The following is a 24,260-nucleotide window of genomic DNA, read 5'->3' as shown; positions in this document are numbered from 1 at the left end:
GCCGAAGCGATGGTGCGCCCGGCGAGTGCATCGCTCCTCGGCCTGTCAACTGATACACCCGCTTTGCGCTTCGCCCCATGCAACACCTCCTCGATTAAAGGTGTTGCGACGACCGGTTGAATTCGCCTTGGCTGCCTCTATCCGAATGGCACAGTGCACCCGGCGCGGGACGGCGGCGGAACCAAGCCATCGTCAGCGCGTCCGTCACGAGACCCGCCGTCATGCGCGGCTTGATCGACCAGCCCACCACCTCCCGGTTGAACAGGTCGAGCACCACGGCCAGGTACAGCCAGCCCTCGTCGGTCCAGATATATGTGATGTCCGAGCTGAACACCTGATTCGGCGCGGCGGGCGTGAACTCGCGGTTCAACAGGTTTGGCGCGACCGGCAGCTTGTGTTTCGAATCGGTCGTCACCCGGTAACGGCGCTTGTGCCGCGCCCGGATGCCATGCTCACGCATCAGCCGTTCCACGCGCTCCTTGCTGGCCGGAAAGCCTCGATCACGGATTTCCTCAGTCATGCGCGGCGAACCGTATGCTCCTTTGACCTCGGCGTGCACCGTCCAGATCAGCGTCAGCAATTGCGTGTCCGTCAGTCGCGTTCGCCCCGACTTGCCGCCGCGCTTCCACGCGCGATAACCGTTCACGCTGACCGACAACACCCCGCACAGCGACGACAGCGGATACTGCCCGACCTGCTGGTCGATCCAGGCATACCTCACAGCAGGTCCTTCGCGAAGTATGCTGCCGCTTTTTTTGCGATCTCAAGTTCCATTTGCAGGCGCTTGATCTCGGCGCGCATGCGCGAAAGCTCCATCTGCTCCGGCGTAACTGGCTTCGCTCCGGCTCCATTCAGCTTGCCCGACGCCTCGGCCTTTACCCAGTGGCGCAGCGTCTGCTCCGACATGCCCAGTTCCCGGGCCACCACAGCAAAGCCCTGGCCGTCCTTGACCCGCTGCACGGCTGCAACCTTGAATTCCGGCGTGTACGATTGTTTCGGTACCTTGAACATCCCTGATTCCCTTCCTTTCCGTCGAGTTTATACATGACTCGATGGAAGGCGAAATTTCAGGGGAAGCTCAGCTTGATCCACCATCTTCGATGTGGCCATGTCAGAAGACGCTCTTTTGTTCGGCAACGAAAGGTAGATACTAACCCATTGTTTTATATGAATAGTTATTTGGGGCCGCAAGGCAAGGTCTTGTCAGGCTTAAAGGCGTCCAACTGGAAAAACGCGCGGGAATCAAAGGCACCCCTAGAGAACGGGGGATCACCATCCCATGTCGGGCCTCGACGATTAATCCTTTGTGGCAACACCATCATGTTCAGATGAAAACACGACTGGCACGCGTCAACTCGGAGCAATGTCAAGCGAAAGGAATCTTCAATCATCCTCAACGCGTTCGATCTTTGCGTTGAACGACGACGCTCTCGTCAGGATATCCAACCCGGACACGACTTGCCCGAGATTGATCAGAGATCTCGAGTATCCGAAGTCGTTATAAAAGACAGCAATGTTTCCCCAAGGCGCGTAGTAGGCGACGGTACCAATAGATGGATCAAAACCGTCCGGCGCGCCAGACGTCGACAGCTTGCGCGGAAGATAGCCAATCTTCTCGGTCGCGTGATAGTCCTCGAACTTCAACGTCATCGGTAGCTGAGACAGGAAATCTCTGCTTGTCGCGCTGTCTTCGAGCTCGGCGACGACTTTTCGGCCATCGATGCTGATCGCAATCTTCACTCGGTTCTCTCCTTGAATTCCGCCGCCGCTCACGTTTGTACTCTTTGCCAGTTCCGCGGCATCCAATGAGCCAGAACACAGCATCGTGATTGTCGTGATCGCAACGGCCTTCGATACGAAATCCCACGTCATAAGTTGCCATCTCCACATGCGCGTTGCATCAAACCTCGTGCCTTGAAGTTGCTGCCGTCTCTCATTTTTCCGTTGGCACAGTCGTATGCATGGCGGGCTCCGTCTTCGCGGTCTGTGCAGCGAAACATCATAAGTCAAGGCGAGATCGCCCATAAGCTAATGTACGTCGACCTGGTGATCCTCGACGAACTGGGCTACCTGCCGTTCAGCCAAACCGGTGGCGCATTGCTGTTCCACTTGCTCTCGAAGCTGTATGAACACACGAGTGTCGCGATCACCACCAACCTCAGCTTCGGTGAGTGGGTGACCGTGTTCGGGGACGCAAAGATGACGACGGCGCTGCGGGACCGCGTCACCCATCACTGCCACATCGTCGAAACAGGCAATGAATCCTGGCGCTTCAAGTCCAGTCCTGCCAAGGCGAAGGCAACCAGAAAGAGAGCAGCAAAGCAGCAGGCAGTGAGGAGTTATCCACACCGGAATAGATGTACTACGCTGTCTCGGGGTGGGTCAAGATTCAGTGGAAATCAACACGCCAGCGTCGCGGCGTTGATGGCTTCGGCCGTCATCGGACCGTTGCCGAACTGCTCGAGCAACTCGGCCGGAATCGCCGGCAGAGCCGCGGCTGGGCTTTCGGATTGCGAGGCATAAACTCTCCTTGGGAGCATGTTATGCCTTAAACACTGACAGGCCCGAGCGGCGGCATGGTTTGGCGCATCACGCGAGACCTAGGCGGAAGCCCTATCGCAACTCGACGTTAGGGCGTCCGTCGTCACCCCCCTGGACGTAACAAAAACGACCCTGCTGCATGCGACCGCCTATTCGGGTATTCCGCATCGTCTCAGCGCGTTCAAGGCCGCGCATGAGGTGCTGGTGGCGGAGGGGGTGTTGAAGTAACGACGCGGTTGAAGCCGGGGGTTCCGTCATCGGACACCCCGGCATGGGCGAGCGCTCGCGCCCGCCGGCATCACAGCGCGTTCGGCGCCCCCTTCCCGTCAAGCACCGCCGCGACGTTGTCGAGCGCGGTAAACCCCATCTGGTCGCGCGTCTCGACGGTCGCGCTCGCCATGTGCGGCGACAGAAACACGTTGTCGAGCGCGGCAAAGCGCGGATCGATATTGGGTTCGCTCCGGTAAACGTCGAGCCCCGCGGCGAACAGCCGATGCGACGTCAACGCATCGTAAAGCGCATCCTCGTCGACGAGACTGCCGCGTGCCGCATTCACGAACACGGCACCTTCGCGCAGCAAGCCGAATTCGCGGCGTGTCATCAACGGCGTGCCGCCGCCGGGCACGTGCAGCGTGAGGATGTCGCACTGCGGGAGCAGCGTGTCGAGATCCGCGCAATAGCGCGCGCCGGCCTCGATCTCGGGCGGTGCGGGACGTCGGTCGGTATAGACGATCTTCATCCCGAAGCCGCGCGCGCGCTGCGCGACCGCACGGCCGATCCGCCCGAAACCGACGATTCCGAGCGTCTTGCCGTTCACGCGCGTACCGAGCATGTCGGTCATGCCGAACGACTTTCCCCACCCCGCGCGCACGATACGCTCGTACTCCGATGCACGCCGGCACGCGGCCAGCACCAGCAGCATCGTGAAATCGGCCGTGCAGTCGGTCAGCGCATCGGGGGCGTTGCTGACCGCGATTCCGCGTGCGCGTGCGGCGGCGACATCCATGTGGTCGTACCCGGCGCTCGCGTTCGCGATGATCTTCACGCTCGGTGGCAATGCTGCGATGTGCTCGGCCTGCAGCCCCGATTTCTTGCCGATCAGCACCGCCGGCGTCTCGTAGCGATTGCAGAACTCGACGACGGACGACGCGTCCATGTCGGCGTCCGTTACATACGCGTTGAACTCGGATTCTGCGCGTGCGGCGACTGCGGCGGGAACGCGTCGCGCAACCAACAGGCGGGTGCGATTGTTGTCAGGCATGGTCTCGTCCTTGGGTCGGAAAACGGAACACAGCCTACGAAGCGCAGTCGGCGCAGGTCAATATTGATTGGTTCGATCAACATGTCCGCGCGGCATTGAGCGACCGGATAATCGACCGATTCCGATCATGTCCTCTGCTATACGCGATGCCGTGCCGGCGCGCGAACGGCGCAGTCGCGAGCTCAGGAAAACCCTGACGCCAGCCCGTCGGGACGGGGCGGTTGATGTTGATTGAAAGAATCAAGATTGCTGCGAAATCGTCGCCGCGCAATGCTTTTTGCATGTTCAACGGACTGAAGACGAGGGCGTGAAAATGCAGGCAGAGAAAAGAATCGCGGCAGTGACGGGCGCCGGCACCGGAATCGGACAGGCAGCGGCGGTAGCGCTCGCGCAAGCCGGTTTCAGCGTCGCGCTGCTCGGCCGGCGCATTGATCCACTACTCGCGACGCAGGAGATCGTCGAGCGGGCAGGCGGCGTGGCCGCGGTCATTCCGACCGACGTTTCCGACGAGGCATCGGTCGATGCGAGCTTCACGCGGATTGCGCATGACTTCGGCCGCCTCGACGTGCTGTTCAACAACGCGGGCCGCAACGCGGGCGCCGTGCCGCTCGACGATTATTCGCTTGAGTTCTGGAACGACGTGGTCGCCACCAACCTGACCGGCATGTTCCTGTGCGCACGCGCCGCGTGGCGCCAGATGAAGCGCCAGACGCCGCAAGGCGGCCGCATCATCAACAACGGTTCGATCTCCGCACACACGCCGCGCCCGAACACGATCGCGTACACGGCCACGAAGCACGCGGTCCTCGGCATCACGCGTTCGCTTGCCCTCGACGGTCGACCGTTCAACATCGCCTGCGGCCAGATCGATATCGGCAACGCCGCCACGTCGCTGACCGAGCGGATGAACAACGGCGTGCTGCAGGCCGATGGCCGCATCGCGCCCGAGCCGCGCGTCGACGTTGCGCACGTCGCGAACGCGATCGTGCAGATGGCGAGCCTGCCGCTCGAAGCGAACATTCTGAACATGACGATCATGGCAAGCGCGATGCCCTTCGTCGGACGCGGCTGACCGGACGCGCGCCGGCGCACACGGCAGGTGCACCAGCACAACCATCACAAAACAGGAGACAACATTGAAAACCGCTGAAGAACAGGTTTCGGTCATGCGCGAGTTCGACGCGCACGCAGGCGCCGCCAGGCGATCGCGGGTGCGCTACGGCGTGCTGTCGATGCTGCTGGTGGCCACCGTCCTCAACTACGTCGATCGCTCGGCGCTCGGTATCGTCGCGCCGGCGTTGTCGAAGGATCTCGCGCTTACCCGCGTGCAGATGGGCGAGCTGTTCGCCGTGTTCGGCCTCGCCTACTCGATCGCGCTGCTGCCGGCTGGCGCTCTCGCCGACCTGCTCGGCTCGCGCGTCGCGTATGCGCTATCGCTCGTCGGTTGGTCGCTGGCCACGCTGACGCAAGGGCTCGCGCATGGCTACCACATGCTGCTCGGCTCTCGGCTAGCGATGGGCGCGCTCGAAGCGCCCGCGTTTCCGTCGAACGCGCGCGCGGTGACGATGTGGTTCCCGGTCCAGGAGCGCGGCTTCGCGACGAGCGTATACGTGATGGGTCAGTACATCGGCACGCCGCTCTTCACTGGGCTATTGCTGTGGATCTCGTCGGCATTCGGCTGGCGCGCCGTGTTCTTCGCGACCGGCGCGTTCGGCATTCTGTTCAGCGTCGTCTGGTACCGGCTCTATCGCGATCCGTCGCGCCATCCACGCGTCAACGCGGCCGAGCTGCAGTACATCACCGAAGGGCAGCCGGTAGTGACGGCGCGCGACCGGTTCGACTGGCGCATGGCGCTGCGCCTGCTGGGCTATCGGCAGATCCTCGCGATCTGTCTCGGCAAGTTCTGCAACAACACGCTGCTGGTGTTCTTCACGACCTGGTTCATGACCTACCTTGTCGAGGAACGGCACATGTCGATGATCAAGGTCGGTTTCTTCCAGGCGATGCCGTTCATCGGCGCGACGCTCGGGATCCTTATCGCGGGCTATTTGTCCGATCTCTGCATCCGGCGCGGCGTATCAATGTCGTCGTCGCGCAAGGCGCCCCTCGTGATCGGCACCTTCCTCGGCGCATCGATCGTGCTCGTCAATTTCGTGCAGTCGAACACGCTGGTGATCGCGATCCTAACCGTCGCGTTCTTCGCACAGGGAATCGGCTCGATGTCGTGGGCGGCGGTGTCCGAGATCGCGCCGAAACGCTATGTCGGGCTCACCAGCAGCATCACGAGCCTCGCAGCAAATATCGCAGCTGTCACCACGCCGCTGATGATCGGCTACGTGGCGCAGCACACCGGCAACTTTTTCTGGGCGCTGAACCTGATGGGTGCGATCTGCCTCCTCGGCACGCTGTCGTACTCGGTGCTGCTCGGCAAGCTGTCGCGTATCGAGCTCTGACCCGGTTCGCCCCCTTTTACGCTCCACTGCACGTACCGCACACGACCATGATCGAATTCAAATGGGATCACCTGCAACTCTGCTCGGCTGATGCCGAGGCCACCGCCGCGTGGTTCGCGCGCTGCCTGAACGCCGAAATCGTGCGGCGCCCCGGCCGCGTCGACCTGCGGATCGGGGCGATCAACCTCTTCATCACGGCGCTGCCGGACGCGTGTCCGGCGATCGTGCCGGACGGCACGCGCATGCAAGGGATCGACCACTTGGGCGTGCTGGTCGAGGATCTGGATGCGGCTTACGCGCATCTGGTCGAAAACGGCGCGGAGATCGTCCAGCCCGTCACGCGGATCCGCGCCGGCGTGCGCGGCTGTTTCGTGCGCGCGCCCGGCGACATCCTCGTCGAGGTGCTCGAGCGGCGCCCGGCCGAGATGACATTCAACTGAACCCGGTCTATAGTCGGCGCAAGCGGCCGCGCACCGGCCGCATCCTCATCACGACTCCCCATGCAGAACTGGATCACCCTGACGGAAGCAGCGCGGCGGCTCGGCGTGCGGGCGCAGACCGTCTACGCGTACGCCAGCCGCGGCAGCATTGCCGTGATGCAGGATCCCGACGATCCGCGCAAGAGCCTGTATCGGGCCGAGGATGTGGTCGCGCTGTGTCGCAAGAAGCAGGTCGGCCGCAAGCGAGCGGCGCTCGCGGCCAGCACGATCTTTGGTGCCGAGCCGTGCATTTACAGCGGCATCACCACGTTCTCGAAGGGTCGCGCATGGTATCGCGGCCGCGACAGCATTGAACTCGCAGATACCGCGACGCTCGAGGAAACGGCTTCGCTGCTCTGGCAGGCCACCGCGCCGGTGTCGTTCGACGCGCCGGTGATCGTGCTGCCGCCCGGCGAGCGTGACCGGCAATGTGCGTTCACGATGCTCGCGACGCTGGCCGCGTTTGGCCATTCGACGCTCGGCCGGCTCGACAGCGCGCTGCACATCGAGGCCGGGCAGCTCGTTGCGATCGTGTCGCGCGCGTTCGGCGCGCAAGACGACGCCGGCGCAAGCCCGCTTCACACCCATCAGCGGCTCGCGGCCGGCTGGGGCCTCGACAGCCATGGCGCAGACCTGCTGCGCCGCGCGATGGTGCTGGTCGCCGATCATGAGATCACGAGTTCGGCATTCGCCGCGCGCATCACCGCATCGACCGGCGCGTCGCTCGCGGGCTGCCTGCTGACGGGGCTCGCGACGTTGTCGGGACCGCTGCACGGCGACGCGTCGGGACGCGTGCGCGCAGTGTTCGACGATGTGCAACGATTGGGTGCCGAGCGCGTCGTCGATCATCACCTGAAGTCCGCAATCCCGATTCCCGGTTTCGGCCATCATCTTTACCCCGACGGCGATCCGCGCGCGGCCGCGCTGCTTGCGCGGCTCGATCCGCCGACGGAACTCGCGCACTTCGTCGACAAGGTCACGACGCTCACCGGCCAGCGGCCGACCATCGATGTCGCGATGGCGATGCTGTCGGTGCAGCTTCAGTTGCCGCGCGATGCGGCGTTCGGGCTGTTCTCGATCGCGCGCAGCGTCGGACTGCTCGCACACTGCATCGAACAGCTGCGCGTCGGCAAGGTGATCCGGCCGCGCAGCCGCTATACGGGGCCGACGCTCGACGATCGGCATCTGCGGCCCGCTGCTGACGACGACGGCAAACAGACGAAAGTCGGCATGATCAACAAGAACCGCCTTTTCAAGGTGGTGGAGTAATTCGCGTGACAAACGTAGACCGAATTGAACGCGCCACCGTTTGCAATGAAAAGTTTTCATCGGCCGCGACTCACGAAGACCGGCGTCAACTCCCCTGCGACGCCGGCAGTGGCAGTCATGCGTTGTGCGAAATCTGAGTTTTGAGCAGGCAATCGCAGCATAGTGATAAGGTTCCGTATCTTGCTGTCGCGTCGATCCCGACGCCGCGAACTGCACGCGACAGTGAATGGCGGTTCTGCAACGATGCGATCGACTCTGAACGACGGCGGATTCAACCGGTCGGCACTCGTACAAAGCAGGCATTCGGACGCGGGTTTGGTGACCGCCTCGCGGGCAATGCCATCCGGCTTGACAATGCCCAAGCGCCTGGACAACGAAACCAACACACCGCCAGACGCATTCGCCTGCACATCGTCCGCGGTTGCGGGACCAGACACGACCAGCAGCGCGCTGATCTCTTCAGTCGCATGGCCTCTCTGGTCATCTGAGTCGATGAAATCAGCTTGTGTGGCGAAAACGTCGTCCCCGCGCTCTACTCTCCAACCATGTTGGATTTGTGTCGCAATCGAATCGGACGACCGTGCATGTTAAACACGTCGCAACCGAATGGATATGGCAATACAATCACGAGCGACCTAACATGGGCCTGGCCGCCATGGCGCCGAAACAGGGGCTCGTGGCCACAACAGAAACGCGACTTTCGACTCGCGTCAAAAGCGAAGGATTACCGTTTACTAGACGCACCTGAAATTCTATTTCCGGCCTATTGCAGCCCCAATGATCGGTTAGAATTTCCGAGCAATTTTCAGTCTCTCGGATGTGTCATTGGATTAGCCTATCGGTAGGACTCTACGCAGCAGGGGCGTCACTGTGTATATCGCAGAAATTCGAATCGAGAACTTCCGGCTGTTTGGTGCCGGTAACAAAGCGCTCGTGCTACCACTGTCCCCGGGACTTACCGCATTGGTCGGCGAGAATGATGCCGGCAAGACAGCGGTCATCGACGCGCTACGTTTGGTGGTCGGCACGCGTGACCAGGACCTGCTGCGGGTGGATCCACTTGATTTTCATCAGCCCACCGCCGGTGGTCCAAGTGCCGACGAAATTATCATCCGTCTGACTTTTAGAGGACTCACCACGGCGGATCGAGGTGCGTTTGCCGAGTTCCTCACGTATGAGACGGTAGCCGGGGCGATCAATACCGCGCTGATCGTGACCTGGGTTGCGAAACGCAACACCAAGGAAGGCAGCTCGCGCCGCGTTCTTCCGCCTGAGTGGCGCACGGGTGCCAAGGGAGACGGCCCATTGCTCGATCTGGGGGCACGATCGCTGCTGACGGCGACGTATCTGCGGCCGTTGCGCGACGCCGAGCGGGCCATGAGCTCTGGGCGAGGATCGCGACTATCGCAGATTCTCCAGCACACCACTGAAATCCGCGACACAGGAAACCCTTTCGACAAACTTGCCGATCCGCCACCCGACCCGACGACGTTGAGTGTGTTGGGCCTCGGCGACTATGCTACACATCTGCTTGGGGAGAGCGAAGGCATTAGGCAGGCTCGAAAGCGACTCAATGACGAGTACTTGAAGCCCCTCTCGTTCGCTAACGATATGCTGAATGCGCGGATCGGCGTAGCAGGAGCGCAGGAGGACAGCCTCAGATTGCGGCAGCTACTTGAGAAGCTTGAGCTCGTACTGACCGCGTCGTCTGACGCCGAAAGTGCGCACAGTCGTGGACTCGGCTCAAACAACCTGCTGTTCATGGCGTGCGAGCTCCTGCTTCTCGCCACTGAAAGCGACGGGTTCCCGTTGCTGCTGATCGAAGAGCCCGAGGCGCATCTCCATCCGCAGCGGCAGTTGCAACTTATGTCGTTCCTGCAGGCACAGGCAAAGAAGTCGCGTGCCGATGGACAGCGCATCCAGATCATCGTTACAACGCACAGTGCCAATCTCGCTTCGGACCTACAACTCGACAAGCTCGTATTGATTGAAGGCGGACGGGCTTTCCCTCTGTGTGAGGGTAAGACCAAGCTCAGCGCATCAGACTATCGATTTCTCGAGCGCTTCCTCGACGTCACCAAGGCAAACTTGTTCTTCGCGCGCGCAGTGATGATCGTCGAGGGGGATGCCGAGAACATCCTCCTGCCCGTCATAGCGAGGTTACTTGACCGCGATTTCCACCATCACGGTGTCTCCGTGGTTAATGTCGGCGGTGTTGGGCTCGGCCGATACGCACGCATTTTCATGCGCGAAGACGTCGAGAAGGATGGGGTCATTAACATTCCCGTCGCCTGCATCACCGACATGGACGTGATGCCCAACAATGCGCCTTGGATCGTCGGCAAGCTGGAGGACGGGCAACCGATCCCTCCAAGACCTCCCTCAAAGCGGCAATGGCGGATTAAGGACGATTTTCCGGGCGAACACCTTGAACAGCGGCGAGCCGACCGCAGGGCGAAGGCCTCAGGCCAAAAGGTCGAGACGTTCGTCGCTAACGAATGGACGCTTGAATTTGACCTCGCATTCCACGGTCTCAGCAAGCACGTCTACCGCGCAGGGACGCTAGCGCTAGCCAATGACCGCCTCTCTGCCGGCACTGCCGAGCAGGCCGGCATCCTCGCCGCCGCCGATGCAGCCTTTCAAGCGCTGATCGATGCGGGGCATGATCCATCGACGCTCGCCTCACATGTCTATGCGCTGTTTGAGGCTGATGGGGCATCAAAGGCGATCGGCGCGCAATATCTTGCCGAACTGCTGGAAAAGGAGGCTGGGGACAATAACCTGGATGCCAATAGCTTGCGCGCATTGCTGCCGCCCTACATCGTTGCGGCTATCGAGCATGTCACCGGGCCGTTCGCACCGCCGCTCGCAGGCGGCGTGGCCGGAGAACCGGGCGCGGCAGTAATGGCGCCGGCACCGGGGGCCTGAGTGATGTACGACGATCTAATCCGCGAGGAAGACGTTACCTGGGCAGCAGTATTGATGGGGCTTGGCCCCGCGGGATTTGCGGCTGTCGAGGATGATGACAGCCGACTCCGAGCAATGCTGCGACTCGACACAATCGACTTCGAGGCATGCCCGGGAAGTGGCAAGACGACTTTGCTGGTCGCAAAACTCGCAGTGCTAGCGATGCGCTGGCCAAGCCGTCAGCAGGGCATCTGCGTGCTGTCGCATACCAACGCCGCGCGCAACGAAATCAGCGCGAAGCTCAGCAGTACGGCGCCGGGTGTCTCTTTGACACGCTACCCGCACTTCGTCGGCACGATCCATGCGTTTGTGAACGAGTATCTCGCGCTGCCTTGGCTCCGGTCGAAAGGAGTCGAAGTGCGCTGCATCGATACCAGGATTGCGCTTGCGAAGCGGTGGAACCTGTTACCCGCGAATCGGCGCTGGGCTTTGCAGCAGGCAAATCTGAGCGAAACCTGCCTGATTTACGACCAGACTGACTATGGCGGGGGCAAGACAGGCCGTTTCGGACCGCTGACGCCGACATATCAAGCGATCATCGATGCGCGTCGCCGGTCGAGCGAACACGGATATTTCTGCTTCGACGAAATGTTCGTATGGGCCTGCGAATTGCTTGATCGGCATCCTGAGACGATTCCAATGCTACGTCGGCGCTTTCCGCTGGTATTCATCGACGAGGCGCAGGACAACAGTGAGGCACAATCGGCGCTGCTGCACCGCATCTTTTGCAGCGGCGACGCGCCGTCGCGCCGTCAGCGTTTCGGCGACTCCAACCAAGCCATCTACGAAAGCGCCAGCCAGAGCGGCGCCACGACGGATCAGTTTCCAGGCGCTGTTGTACATCCAATGCCACGCAGCTACCGTTTTGGTCAGAATCTTGCGGACCAAGTAAAGGGATTGGGGGTTACGCCGCATGCGCTAATCGGCGCCGGTCCACCGGATCACCTCAGCGCCGATCCTAAGGCGTCGGCAATCTTCCTTTTCGATGACGGGTCGGTCCAGAGAGTGCTGGAGCGCTATGGCCAGCATCTGCTGGATAGCTTCGATGCGGCTGTACTGGAAAACGGAGTGTTCACTGCAGTGGCTGGGGTTCACGAACCCGGAGACGACGATCGCATCCCGCGAGCGATGGGACACTATGTGCCCAGTTACGACCCGGCATGCGTTCGGAAGGAGTCTACGCCGAGCAGCTTCGCCCAATACCTTGCGCGGGCTCGTTTTGAGATGGCTGGCAGCAGAAACACGGGCAAGCTTATCAACGCCGTGGCGGCGGCGCTCCTCGCCGCAAGCGAGCTTGCCGGCGTCCCGTATGGGGCGAGCGCACGAAAATCGCCTCATCGCCGGGTGGTCGAGATTCTTGGCGACAGCGACGCGAGATGCGAATATCTCGCATTGCAAGAAATCATCTTGACACACCAAGGGGATATCACCCCTGCGCTCTGTGCCGCGGCAGCACAAGCCCATATTGAGGCGGTGATCCGGCAACTGAGCGGTGCAGAGGTGCTCGGCGAGGATGTTGCCACCTTCTTAGCGCTGCCGCAGGCTCAGCCCGTAGCTGAGGGCGAAGCCGCAATTGCCGCGTGCGCAGACAATTTGTTTGCTTATCCGCCCGACGCCCCGCAGGTACACATTCGGCTGAGCTCGATCCATGCGGTGAAGGGCGAAACGCACACGGCGACACTCGTCCTCGACAGTTTCTACCACGCGCATCATCTAAGCGAACTGAAGCCATGGTTGCTGGGCACGAAGTCGGGCGGCTTTTCGACAAACGCCAGGGGCCGGCAAGTCCCTGAAGGCCCGAGAACGCTCGGGCGGCTCAAGTTACATTACGTCGCGATGACTCGCCCGACCCATCTGCTGTGCTTGGCGATGCGAAAGGATGCGTTTGGGCCTGGGGAACTCGACACGCTGATGGGTCGAGGTTGGACTGTCATTGATTGCTGCTCAGATGCGCACGTACAAGTCTAGGCGTACAGCGATGGATTTTTTGCGGACTTGAGACATTCTCGTCGTGACGTGCAAGCCGAATGGCATCGAGCCCAATGGAGCGGCCCCACGTATCTGAGGACACGAGGACTCTCTTAAAATAACGGATAGTCTTGCGCCTCTCGGTAAGCTTAGTCGTTACGTGGAAAGCATCGAAATTCTGACCGAGCCGGAGCGCCGTCGTCGGCGCACGGCGCAAGAAAAAATCGCCATCGTTCAGGAAACATGGGAGCCGGGAGCGTCGGTGTCGGCCGTTGCACGTCGGCACGGCGTCAATGCCAACCAAGTGTTCGGCTGGCGCAAGCAATCCCAGGAAGGCAGTCTGGTAGCGGTGAAGGCAGGCGAAACCGTTGTGCCGGCATCTGAGCTGGCCGCCGCCATCAAGGAAATCAAGGAACTGCAACGGCTACTAGGGAAGAAGACGCTCGAGGTCGAAATCCTGAAAGAAGCCGTGGAATGGGGCCGTTCAAAAAACCTGATTGCGTGCTCGCCCTTGCTGCCGGGGGACGACCGATGAAGACGGTCTGCGAAGTTCTCGGCGTGGCGCGCTCTGCCGTGGCGGTGAAGCGAGCTCGCTCGTCTGACTGGCGCGATGGTCGCCGTGCCCGCATGACCAATGATGCCGGGCTGGTCGAGGAAATTCAGGCCCATGTGGCGCATCTGCAGACCTACGGCTACCGGCGTGTCTGGGCGCTGCTGCGCCGCAGTCGGGAGCAGACCGGTGCGCCGTGCATCAACGCCAAGCGCGTGTATCGGGTCATGCGGGAGCAACAGTTGCTGCTGCGCCGCCCTGGCGTGCGGCGAGATAAGCGGCGACATGACGGTCGCGTTGCGGTGGACCGCAGCAACACCCGCTTGAAGGCGATAGACCTGCAACGCTGCAGCGACGTTTCACCTCAAGTACAAGATCAGTTGCAGGCTGCGCAAGGTGTCGCTGATCAGGGAGCCATTCGTGCACGGCCTCGTCGATGACGCATTCGACGGCGGCGTCCAGTCTGCCCCCGGTCGCCCTACCCGGCTGCCTTGGCTCTAATGTGCTGACGACCGGATCTGCGAGGAAAAGTCGACGCAGGCGATATACGGTGGTGCAGTGAACGCCGAATAGCTGTGCTGCTCGTTCAGCCTGCTGTCGGGAAAGCACGCCGTTGCCAAGCGGTCGAAGCACGGACGCAATCTTCGCTGCTCGAGCGGCACGCTCTTCGATCGAAGCCATATGGATTCCTATCAATCCACGCGACACTTGCGCTAGCAGGATTAAAGAACACGTGCAACGTGCTAGCAACGTTAGTGAACATTGACCAGGTTTCCGTTGCAGAAACGCAACAACTAAGCAGCCGCCAGAAAACATCAAAAAGCCCCTGTTCGCCAAGGCTTCTTTGAGAATTTCCGCTAGCAACGTTTCTGAACACGGCTAGCGCTAATAACGAACGCCTACAATTGCACTGCGCTTATTCCTGCGCCGAATGCGACACGGCCCGGATGATCCGGGCCGTGTCGTCGATCAGCGGTGCGCTGCCAGCGTGTCGGTAATCGCCAGGAATCGCGCGATATCGTCAGGAGCATGGCAATGGAGCGGCGATATCCTTACCGCGCCGCCGAGGCCGAACGATTTCAGCATCCGTCCCGAATACAGGCTCGACGCGACGCGCTCGTAGACGATCACTCCATGCTTCTCATACTCCCGCACCGCTTGCGTCGGTTCGAGGTTCGCGAAGCCGATCCCGACGATCAGGTCGCGCTTCGTCAGGTCGTCGTGATCCCAGTAGACCTCGACACCGTCGATCGACCGCAGCCCGCGACGGCCACCGTATCCGTCGAGCAGCGCAGCCAGCAACGCTCGCTCATGCAGTTCGATCCGGTGCATGCCCTCGACGAACAGCGTGCGCCGGTCGTCCGAATCGAGGAAATACCGGCCGATCCAGGTCACGTAATCGACGATCGACGTCACGACCGCGAATTGCGCAGGCGCCGGGCTGCCCAGTTCCCACACGCCGCGCTCCTTCGCGGCAAGCCGGTGATGCGGCAACGCGGCCGCGCGGGGCGACAGCCACGAGACGCCCGACCCGCGGCAACCGAAGAACTTGTACGGTGCGAAGTTGATGCCGTCGACCGGCATGCGCTGCACGTCAATGATGCCGTGCGGCGCATGCTGGACCGCATCGACGACGACGAACAGGTCTGGCTTCTTCTCCCGCGCACGCGCGACGATCGTCTCGATGTCGAATTTCGCGCCGGAGATGTTCGACGCGGCCATCACGCTCAGCAGCGCGGTGTCGGCATCGACCAGCGACACGATCGCATTGACGTCCACGCCGCCGGTCTGCGGATTGCTCGGCGCGATGCGCAGCGCCTTGCCGGTACGTTCCGCGTAATACGTCATCGCATCGTACGACGACGGATGCTCGAGCACGGTCGTCACCGCATTGGTACCAGGCACGTTCTCCATGATCGCGCGCACCATGTCGAACATCGCGCCCGACGCCGTCAGCGACGCATACACGGTGCCGTCGCGCGCGTTCAGGATCGTGCGAACGTCGTCCTCGCCGCTCGACTGGATCGCCTGGAGATCGACCGCACGCTCATGAATGCGCTCCGGGCAGTCGGGCAGCGCATCGATCCGCGTGTATGCGTCGACTGCGGCCTTCAGCCGGAATGATCCGCCCGCGTTGTCGAAGAACAGCCGCGCGCGGCCGTCGATATCGCGATCGACATGATGAAAGCGCGCCTTAACCTGCTGCATCAACGCGTCGGGAAAAAGTGCCCCTCGGGAACTGCTCATCTTCGATACTCCTGTTTGCTTCCGAATGTTGTGCGATACCTGAATGGCGGCGTTCAGCCGCGGAGTGATTCGAGGTACGCGCGGCCCTTCTCCGCGTCGTACCGGCCTTCCCATTTCGCGATAACGAGCGGCGCGAGGGCATTGCCGACGACGTTCAGCGCGGTACGGCCCATGTCCATGATTCGGTCGACGCCGGCGATGAACGCCAGCCCTTCAAGCGGCAGCCCGGCACTCGCGAGGGTCGCGAGCATGATCACGAACATGAAGCCCGGCACGCCGGCCGCGCCCTTCGACGTGACGACCATGGTCAGCGTCAGCAGCACCTGCTGCTGCCAGCCGAGATGCACGCCATAGAGCTGCGCGACGAACAGCGTGCCGATGCCGAGATAGATCGACGCGCCGTCGAGATTGAACGTGTAGCCGGTCGGCACGACGAACGTCGTGATGCTCTTCGGCACGCCGTAGTCCTCCATCTTCTTCATCAACTGCGGCAGCACGGTCGCCGAGCTGCAGGTCGAGAACGCGATGATCAGCTCGTCCTTGATCACGCGCAGCAGCGTCAGGATGCGGAACCCAAACAGTCGCGCGGTCACGCCGAGCACGGCGATCGCGAACAGCAGGATCGCGAAGTAAGTAACGGCGACGAGTTTCAGCAGCGGCAGCAGCGATCCGAAGCCGAAGCTGGAAACGGTCACCGCGATCAGCGCGCACACGCCGACCGGCGCATAGCGCATCACCATGTTCGTCACCTTGAACATCGCATCGGCGATGCCCTTGAGCATCGCGAGCACCGGCTTGCGATGTTCTTCCGGCACCGACTGCAGCCCGATCCCGAACAGCAGCGAGAAAAAGATCACCGGCAGCAGGTCGCCCTTCGCCATCGACGCGACGATGTTGTCCGGAATGATGCCGAGCACCAGCGCCATCAGCCCGTGGTGTGCCTGCTGCACCTGTTGCGTGGTCTGCTGGTAACGGGAAATGTCGGTGTGCCCGAGTTGCGACATGTCGGTGCCGACGCCCGGCTGCAGCACGTTGCCGATCACGAGGCCGAGCACGATCGCGATCGTCGTGATCACCTCGAAATAGAACAGCGTCTTGATGCCGAGACGGCCGAGCGACTTGCCGTCGCCGACGCCGGCGATGCCGATCACCATGCTCGTGAACACGATCGGCACGACGATCATCCGCACCAGCTTGATGAAGATGTCGCCGGCCGGCTGAAACAACCCGGAAACGGCGGTGTCGCGCAATTGCGGGAAGCGGTTCAACGCGAGCCCGGTCGCTATGCCGATGACAAGGCCGATGACGATTTGCCATGCGAGCCCGACGCGCGGCTTGCGGGCCGCGACTGCGACGGGCGGGGAGTCGATGACGGTGTCCATGCAATCTCCAAAAAGGGGTTCGATTGACCGCTGGGTGCGATGCGGCGCGTTTTCTGATGAACGCACTCGCCAGGCGACGCAACGGAAGCACCTTAAACAGCCGAAATATGTAAAAAAAGCGATTTTTTGACATGAGAAAATATCGCTTTTATTCATCTATCGAGTGACACACGATGCTGACGTTCAAGCAGATGGAAGCGCTGTACTGGATCGTGCAGCTCGGCTCGTTCGACGCGGCCGCGACGCGCCTGAACACGACGCAGTCGGCCATCTCGAAGCGGATCCAGGAGCTCGAGCGGGCGTTCGACCTGACCGTGTTCGATCGCGCGCATCGCAGTGCGCGGCTCACCGACAAGGGTGCGGAGCTGTTCGACCATGCGAAGGCATTGCTCGATCAGCGCGACCGCTTGGTCGAGCAGATGAGTTCGAGGGAAGCCCTGGTGCGTCACGTCCGGATTGGCGTGACCGAGCTGACCGCGCTGACGTGGCTTCCGCGCCTGATCTCGGCGATCCAGGCCACGTATCCACGCGTGCATGTGGAGGCCGAAGTGGACCTGACCGCGACGCTACGCGAGCGTCTCGCGGCCGACACGATCGACCTGATCGTCGTCCCGCAGATTCATGCGACGGAATCGTTCATGGCGACGCTGGTCGGCGAGGTCGACAATGCGTGGATGTGTGCGGCCGGATTCATGCCGAAGCCAAAGGCCGCCATTTCGTTAACGGACATCGCCCGGTTTCCGCTGATCTTGCAGGGTAGCCTGTCGGGCACGGGGCATCTCTACACGCGGTTCCTGCAGGAGCATGGGGTAGCCATGCAGCGCGTGCTGTCGAGCAACAGCCTGATCGCGCAGATCGGCCTGACGCTGTCGGGACTGGGTGTGAGCTATCTGCCAAAGGCATGCGTCGCGCATCTGGTCGCCTGCAATGCGCTGGGCATCGTGCGGACGCGGCCGGCACTACCGCCCGTGCGCTATGTCGCGCTGCATCGTGCGGAACACGCTCATTCGCTGACCACCGACATCGTTCGACTAGCGACGCAGACGTGCGATTTCAGTACGAACCTGCTGGATCCAGGTGCGCATACTGTCTCGACGCATCCCGGATCGACAAGGTTGCCGAAATCGCCCGGAATGGCCCGGGCGTGACTTCCATGAACACCAGACCGATCGTCAAAAAGCCGCCCGGCGGCCAGTAAGCGGGCGTTCGGTGATTCGGCGCGGGCGGGCCAGCCGGATAACCGTTGATCACCGCTTGTTGCTGCGCTCATGAAATTGGCCAATGGTGCTGGCAAGCAGATAGTAACCATTTGATTCTATTTATATTTTTAACCGGGACAGTGCGCTCGGACGCTTGTAGCCCGAAGCGTTCCAACCGGAATATTGTGTCGAAATCAAGGTAGGCCCTGGTCGAGCACCAGACAGGCGGCTTGTTGTTTGAACTCCGGGGAAAACGTACGTCGTTGCTTGCTCATCAGGCACCTCTTCATGGCGACCATTCTCGCCTAAATCAGTGTCCGGATTCATTAGACCACTACAGTGAGATGCGTTTGTGCATCAATTTCCGCTAGGCACGTAATGCCAAGCATGGCCATATTCCTAGAAATCTCTCTCGTTAGCAGCTTGATCGCATGGGCAACGCCGGCTTCACCGGCAACCGCTGCGGCATACAGGATCGGGCGCCCGACAAACACGAACCGGGCACCGAGCGCGAGCGCCTTCAGCACGTCGCTGCCCCGGCGGATGCCCCCATCTACCATTACCGGAACGTCACGGCATGCGGCCACGATGTCAGGCAGAACGACAAGAGGGGATACCGCACCATCCAGTTGCCTCCCCCCATGATTGGAGACGATGATGCCGCTCGCTCCGAGCTCGCACGCGGTGCGCGCATCGGCGACATTGAGGATGCCCTTGACGATCAACTGCCCGTTCCATTGACGACGAATCGCCGAGAAGGTCCGCCAGTCAAGCCGTCCACGATCTGAAAAGTCGCGCTCGACCTGCGTCGATAGAATCGGCGCGCCGCGCCGAGCATGGTTGTTTTCGAAGTGCGGCAAGCCGTGCCGAAGGATCGTCATGGCGAACGTGCCGGCAAGCCATCGGGGGTGAGCGAAGCCATCCCGCACAAGCCGGGAAGTGAGTCGAAGCGGTGTAGAAAAACCAGCTCGCACGTTATTCTCGCGATTGGCTGCCACGGGCGTGTCGGCCGTGACGACCAGCGTCCGGAACCCGGCGCGCCGCACTCGTTCAACCAAAGCGGCAATCTCGTGCGGCATACCGGGCAAGTAGGCCTGAAACCACGCCTGCGGGCACTGTGATGCAACCTCCTCGAGCCGGATTAGCGACGATCCGCTCATGATCATCGGCACGCCGGATGCTTCAGCCGCTTTCGCGAGCGTCAGGTCGCCCCGGTATGCGATCAACGCCGCAAGACCAAGCGGCGCGATACCAAATGGTGCGGCATAAGTTCGAGAAAGCAGCGAAGTTTCAGTGCTACGGCGCGAGACGTCGACCATTACGCGGGGCACGAAGCGATATTTGTCGAACGCCGCACGATTGCCGTTCAGCGATGCGTTGGTTTCGGCGGCGCCGGCGACATATCCGAACAGCGACCGCGGCAGATGCGCGCGCGCGGCCAACTCAAAGTCGTCAAGACAAAGAATCCGCTGCAAACGTCGCGGAATGGTTCTTCGGTTTTCCAGGGGACTATGCATGGGTGCGAAGGACCGGACCCGGCCGCATAGCCAAATCAATCGGTCTAAGGGAGAAGAATCGTTTGCGGCTTAGCATCTGCATCGCCTCTACCGTACGTCAGGTACGGACCTAAGCCTAATTGGTTCGGAGATCGTGAGCAGGACGACGAATGTCAGTGCCGAAATTCCAGCCATGAAGCCGAACACCGAATCCCAGCCGTAATGATCCAGCAGCAGTCCTGTGATGAACGGCGTGGCCGCTCCGCCGAGTTGCCCTCCCATGTTGACGACAGCATTCGCGATCGGGAATTTAGCTTCCGACACGAACGGCATCGGATACACCATGTAGGCGGAGAAGCCGATGCTCAGCAGCACGCCCGTTGCAAACAACAGGACCGCGTAAAGTACCGCGTTCTCAGGCGAATGGATGAGCGCGAACATCATTCCTGCGGTAGTGGCCGCGGACAGCATCATGCCCGGCTTGCGACGCTTTCCAAGTAGGCGGTCTGAAAGAATCCCACCGAAAATGTTGCCCGCGACAGCGCCGATCCACGGCGCCGCGGCAACAAACCCCATGCCGACAACCGTGAACTTCTTCACGGTCAATAGATACGTTGGGATCCACGCCAGAAGAACGCTGGAAATACCAAGCTGGCAACAATAGCCAAGCGCGCAACCATGGATGTTCCATGATGTGAACACGCCGCGCGTCGTGTCGATCACCTTCTCATCACGTGTGCGAATCCACTTGTCGAGCCAAGGTATCGGCTTCGACATCGGCAAGAGACCGTGTGAGCTATTCGTATGACGTTCGTCACCGATCAATTTGACCTCGCATTCATTGACCGCGCGGCTTTTCGAAGGCGCGTCGGCCACCATGGCAAACCACACGACCGACAAGACGATCCCCGGCATCGCGAACAAAACGAAGACCTCTTTCCACCCCCACGCGGCAATGACCGCAGCGCCAATGACCGGCGTGACGACTGGACCAAACTTCACAGCCGACAAGAAAATGCCCGATGCAGTGCCTTTCTCTTTCGACGGGAACCAGTTATTGATCGTCGTCGCGATGCCGATCGGCAACGGACCTTCGGCGAAGCCGAGTGCGATGCGACACAGCTTTAGGGCGAACAAGGATCCGACCAAGCCGGTCAGGCCGGTTGCGATTGACGTAAAGATCATCGACAACGAAAAAACCTTGCGGACGCCGAACTTCGATACAAGCCATGCGGAGGGAAGCTGAGCGAATGCATATGCAACGAGGAAGAGACTCACTAGTGCACCGGCCTCTGCGTTGCTCATCGTGACCTGCCGACGCAGAAACGGCAACACAATGCCAAGATTCGCGCGGTCCGCAGCCGCGATCGTATATATCACAAAGAACAGCGCGGCAATCGTCCAGCGATACCTGGTCGGCTTGAGCGCGGTCGCGGCGTCACGGGCAGAGTAGTCCGCCTCTTTTCTTTTCATCGTCTCGCTCCAAGTTTGTGATTTATTCGAGGTTGAGTCGTCGGAGTGTATCTTCGAGTCCCAACAATTCCACGGTGTTCGCACCTGCCTTGATCCGGGCCCGGTACGTCGCTTCCTTTTCTTCACGTGCGAGGCCGTTACTGACGACTTGGGTGACGTCCTCGCGGGGCACAATTACGATACCGTCCTGATCGCCCACGACGATGTCGCCGGAGCGAATGCGCACGCCCCCGATGTGGACCGGAATGTTGATCTCGCCCGGCTGATTTTTGCCGGTCCCCTTAATGCTCAGCGCCCGGCAAAACACCGGGAAGCCCATCTCGGTGATTGAAGTTGCGTCTCGCACCGCCCCATTGATAACGAGACCTGCCACGCCCTTGGAGATCGCTTGTTCGGTAAGCACGTCGCCCCAGGGACCCGCTTCGACGAACGCCTTGGCGTCGACCACGAGCACTTCGCCAGGTTGCACCTTGAGCAATGCGTAGTGGAGCATCAGATTGTCGGCCGGGCGAATGTCGACCGTCATCGCGGGGCCGGCAACGCGCATCGACGGATGAATCGGCTTGATGCCGCTGTCCAACGCGCCCTTTGCCCCTTGGGCTTCGTATACGGTCGCGCTACCGAGGTCGCGTAACGTTTGCAGGTCCACTGCGGAAGCGTGAAAACGACTCATGTCGGGTCCATGCGTTGAATGAACATGCATTTTTAGATAAAATAAAATCGATATCAAACATCGTTTTTTGAATACTAAATCAATATTTATGAACTTAAGACAGATTCGCTACTTTTGTGCGGTCGTAGATGCGGGTAGTGCTGCGTTGGCCGCCGAGGTGCTATTCGTCGCCCCGACCGCGATCAGCATGCAACTCGCACAACTCGAGGCGCATCTTGGGGGCGAACTGTTCGATCGTTCGCGGCGACCGATGGAACTGACCTCCCTCGGCAAATATTTTTATCCGCGCGCGAAGGAACTGCTGTCACATGTGGGCCGTCTGGATGACGAAGCGCGCGGCATTGCGGCAGGCAAGCGCGGTTGGCTGGGGGTTGGATTCGTACGATCGACGACGTTTTCCGTGTTGCCCCGCGCGATCAGGCGATTTCGCGAGTCCTGTCCGGAAGTGCATCTCGATCTCGTCGAAGTGCTTTCCGAATATCAACCTGAGCAGCTGCTACAAGGGCGCATCGATTTTGGTATATCGCGCTTCATCGGGCCAATTGACCGGCATGAAGGCCTTTCCTACTCGCTGATATGCGACGAGTCGTTCGTCGCCGTGATTCCGCTAGATCACTCGCTCGCGAAACAGAAGGCGGTGACGACGGCAGAACTATCGTCGCTACCGTTCATCCTTTATCCCAAGGATCCGCGTAGTCCATTTGGCCATCAGATGTTGAGCGCGCTTCAGGCCTCGGGCGGACGCCCCTTGGTCGGCCACGAAGCGATCGAGATTAATACGGCACTTGCGCTCGTCGGCGCCGGACTCGGAGCGACCTTGGTCGGGCGATCTATCGCCAGAAACAATCGTCGGGATGTGAAGTTCATGCCGGTCACGGACCTTGATCTCACCACGACGCTCGTCACGATTACGCGCGAGGGTGACGAGAACAAGTTACTAACAAGATTCAGGAACGCATTCGTCTCCTCCGGATGACACTGCCGCCGACGCCGTTTGCCTGCGAGCGTACCGTCTCCTTGCCACACTGATCGAGCAGGAGCGCATGATGAAAGATCGCTGTAACGAGGCATCCTATTCCACGCGCGGTCATCGGGTCAGCTCAGCCTGCGCGATTTTCAAACGCTGCCGTTCAAGCACAGAGCCATGCTGTATCGATCCATCCCCGACAACCGAAGTTCACGGCGTTTTCCCGCACTCACATCGTTGCGCCCATTTCAATCCGGGACGCTCGCCGGCCTTACCGTGCGGTAGCACAAGGTCAGCATCTGGCACTTCGCCGAGCTATTCCAAGCGACTCCATGCCACTCAACGAGTCTACAAGGTATTGCCGGAAGCCCTCGGCGGCTGGTGAAACCGCGCGGTTTGCTGAATGGTAAAGACACACTTGACGCATGACTTCCGGTTCTACAATCCGGCGCATAATCAAACCAAGCGGTCGCGCCAGCAGGCCAACATATGCCGGCGCCAGCGTCAACGCAAGTCCGGCGGCCGCCATCCCGAGAGCGGTACTGATGTTGTCGACGACGTCCATTGGCGCGATACGCTCGTCGTCTGCGACGCCTGCGCGCATAAGTGAAACGTTACGTTCATAGTCTCGCCCCGCCGCGACAACCGGCTGCTTTCGCAGGTCGGTCCACGTAATCCGCCCACGTTTTGAGAGAGGATTGTCCGACGCACACCAAAGCACCCAAGGACTTTTGAACAGTTCGATACGCGCCACGTCATCACCAACAGCTTGATCGGGGCCGACTGCGAGGTCGACGTCCCCGTTGGCAACCATGTCTACGAGGTTATCAACTGCGGCATCCCGAATCCGTATCACCACCTTGGGATGAGTTAGCCCGTATCTCTTGATCGCAGTGGGCATCATCGTCGTCGCGATTACCAACGGAGCTGCAATCCGAACGATCCCTGCAGCGCGATTCTGGATATCGTCCGCCGCGGCCTGCGCAAGCTCGATATTCCTCATCACGCTCTTCGCGTGAACGACGAACTCCCGTCCGGCCGGCGACAGTGCGACGCTGCGCGTGGTGCGATCGAACAGACGAAAGCCCACACCGCTTTCCAGTTCCGCAATGAGCAGACTTACGGCGGACGGCGACAGGTTCAGGCGCTCGCCGGCCCGCGCAAAGCTGCGGACGTCCGCCACGGTAAGGAAAGCAGCAAGCTGCCTTGGTGTGAATCGCGCCCCGGACATAACTTCTTTCCATTGACAAGTTTTTCTCAATAATAGGCCAGAAATCATCGTTTGTCTTATTGAATAGCCCGACGCAAACTTTCGCCACAAAGACCGACTATTCC

16 protein-coding genes and 4 pseudogenes are annotated in these 24,260 nt (G+C 60.8%); 11 read left to right on the top strand and 9 right to left on the bottom strand.

Translation table 11 applies throughout. The features are described from left to right. Positions 1–127: 127 nt before the first annotated feature. Together H0X91_RS29340 and H0X91_RS29335 are read right to left on the bottom strand one after the other, a co-directional pair. Positions 128–1,011 (bottom strand): annotated as a pseudogene (locus tag H0X91_RS29340) (IS3 family transposase); the annotation flags it as partial. Positions 1,012–1,383: 372 nt separating this feature from the next. Continuing rightward, a complete protein-coding gene (locus H0X91_RS29335; protein ID WP_230391145.1) occupies positions 1,384–1,872 on the bottom strand; it encodes a cyclophilin-like fold protein in 489 nt (162 codons plus the stop codon). Between the two features lie 138 nt (positions 1,873–2,010). Here H0X91_RS29335 and H0X91_RS29330 point away from each other — a divergent pair. Next, a pseudogene (locus tag H0X91_RS29330) lies at positions 2,011–2,328 on the top strand (ATP-binding protein); the annotation flags it as partial. 336 nt (positions 2,329–2,664) lie between these two features. Beyond that, positions 2,665–2,769 (top strand): annotated as a pseudogene (locus H0X91_RS35365) (carboxymuconolactone decarboxylase family protein); the annotation flags it as partial. Positions 2,770–2,839: 70 nt separating this feature from the next. Here the strand turns inward: H0X91_RS35365 and H0X91_RS29325 are convergent. Continuing rightward, positions 2,840–3,802, bottom strand: a complete 963-nt coding sequence (locus H0X91_RS29325) for a 2-hydroxyacid dehydrogenase (protein WP_062911592.1) — start codon at positions 3,800–3,802, stop codon at positions 2,840–2,842. A gap of 313 nt (positions 3,803–4,115) precedes the next feature. On the opposite strand from H0X91_RS29325, the gene H0X91_RS29320 reads away from it, so the two are divergent. The 7 genes and pseudogenes from H0X91_RS29320 to H0X91_RS29290 form a co-directional block, all read left to right on the top strand. Next, on the top strand, positions 4,116–4,874 hold the full coding sequence (locus H0X91_RS29320; RefSeq protein ID WP_124523057.1) for an SDR family oxidoreductase: 759 nt from the start codon (positions 4,116–4,118) through the stop codon (positions 4,872–4,874). 94 nt (positions 4,875–4,968) lie between these two features. Beyond that, positions 4,969–6,255, top strand: coding sequence for an MFS transporter (locus H0X91_RS29315; protein ID WP_062911590.1), 1,287 nt, complete (start codon positions 4,969–4,971; stop codon positions 6,253–6,255). Between the two features lie 47 nt (positions 6,256–6,302). Next, the gene (locus tag H0X91_RS29310; protein ID WP_062911589.1) at positions 6,303–6,695 is read left to right on the top strand and encodes a VOC family protein; all 393 of its coding nucleotides are present in this window, start codon (positions 6,303–6,305) and stop codon (positions 6,693–6,695) included. A 60-nt stretch (positions 6,696–6,755) separates the two neighbouring features. Continuing rightward, entirely contained in the window at positions 6,756–8,003 is a 1,248-nt protein-coding gene (locus H0X91_RS29305; protein ID WP_062911588.1) for a citrate synthase family protein, read from the top strand. 870 nt (positions 8,004–8,873) lie between these two features. Next, positions 8,874–10,931: an ATP-dependent nuclease gene (locus tag H0X91_RS35360; protein WP_062911587.1), complete on the top strand. Its 2,058-nt coding sequence runs from the start codon at positions 8,874–8,876 to the stop codon at positions 10,929–10,931. Positions 10,932–10,934: 3 nt separating this feature from the next. Continuing rightward, positions 10,935–12,938 carry a UvrD-helicase domain-containing protein gene (locus H0X91_RS29295; RefSeq protein ID WP_062911586.1) on the top strand — a complete coding sequence of 668 codons (2,004 nt, stop codon included), beginning with the start codon at positions 10,935–10,937 and terminating at the stop codon, positions 12,936–12,938. A gap of 169 nt (positions 12,939–13,107) precedes the next feature. Further along, positions 13,108–13,853: pseudogene (locus H0X91_RS29290) on the top strand (transposase); the annotation flags it as partial. A gap of 604 nt (positions 13,854–14,457) precedes the next feature. On the opposite strand, the gene H0X91_RS29285 reads toward H0X91_RS29290, so the two are convergent. Continuing rightward, positions 14,458–15,735 carry an aminotransferase class V-fold PLP-dependent enzyme gene (locus H0X91_RS29285; protein ID WP_062911584.1) on the bottom strand — a complete coding sequence of 426 codons (1,278 nt, stop codon included), beginning with the start codon at positions 15,733–15,735 and terminating at the stop codon, positions 14,458–14,460. Between the two features lie 53 nt (positions 15,736–15,788). Beyond that, on the bottom strand, positions 15,789–17,117 hold the full coding sequence (gltP, locus tag H0X91_RS29280) for a glutamate/aspartate:proton symporter GltP (protein WP_062911583.1): 1,329 nt from the start codon (positions 17,115–17,117) through the stop codon (positions 15,789–15,791). A 173-nt stretch (positions 17,118–17,290) separates the two neighbouring features. Here gltP and H0X91_RS29275 point away from each other — a divergent pair, with 173 nt between their 5' ends. Continuing rightward, positions 17,291–18,265, top strand: a complete 975-nt coding sequence (locus H0X91_RS29275; protein WP_230391144.1) for a LysR family transcriptional regulator — start codon at positions 17,291–17,293, stop codon at positions 18,263–18,265. Between the two features lie 377 nt (positions 18,266–18,642). Here the strand turns inward: H0X91_RS29275 and H0X91_RS29265 are convergent, their stop codons facing one another. From H0X91_RS29265 to H0X91_RS29255, 3 genes are all read right to left on the bottom strand, one after another. After that, positions 18,643–19,833 carry an alpha-hydroxy acid oxidase gene (locus H0X91_RS29265; protein WP_062911582.1) on the bottom strand — a complete coding sequence of 397 codons (1,191 nt, stop codon included), beginning with the start codon at positions 19,831–19,833 and terminating at the stop codon, positions 18,643–18,645. Positions 19,834–19,920: 87 nt separating this feature from the next. Then, positions 19,921–21,285, bottom strand: a complete 1,365-nt coding sequence (locus H0X91_RS29260; protein ID WP_062911581.1) for an MFS transporter — start codon at positions 21,283–21,285, stop codon at positions 19,921–19,923. A gap of 22 nt (positions 21,286–21,307) precedes the next feature. Further along, entirely contained in the window at positions 21,308–21,958 is a 651-nt protein-coding gene (locus H0X91_RS29255) for a 4-carboxy-4-hydroxy-2-oxoadipate aldolase/oxaloacetate decarboxylase (protein WP_062911580.1), read from the bottom strand. 88 nt (positions 21,959–22,046) lie between these two features. Here H0X91_RS29255 and H0X91_RS29250 point away from each other — a divergent pair, with 88 nt between their 5' ends. Further along, positions 22,047–22,934, top strand: a complete 888-nt coding sequence (locus tag H0X91_RS29250; protein ID WP_062911579.1) for a LysR family transcriptional regulator — start codon at positions 22,047–22,049, stop codon at positions 22,932–22,934. A 283-nt stretch (positions 22,935–23,217) separates the two neighbouring features. On the opposite strand, the gene H0X91_RS29245 is transcribed toward H0X91_RS29250, so the two are convergent. Next, positions 23,218–24,156, bottom strand: a complete 939-nt coding sequence (locus H0X91_RS29245; RefSeq protein WP_062911578.1) for a LysR family transcriptional regulator — start codon at positions 24,154–24,156, stop codon at positions 23,218–23,220. Between the last annotated feature and the right edge of the window lie 104 nt (positions 24,157–24,260).

This window comes from Burkholderia sp. 9777_1386 (assembly GCF_015712265.1).
Taxonomy (GTDB): domain Bacteria; phylum Pseudomonadota; class Gammaproteobacteria; order Burkholderiales; family Burkholderiaceae; genus Burkholderia; species Burkholderia cenocepacia.
Note: the sequence above shows the minus strand (reverse complement) of the source record. Positions and strands in the feature narration are given on the sequence as shown.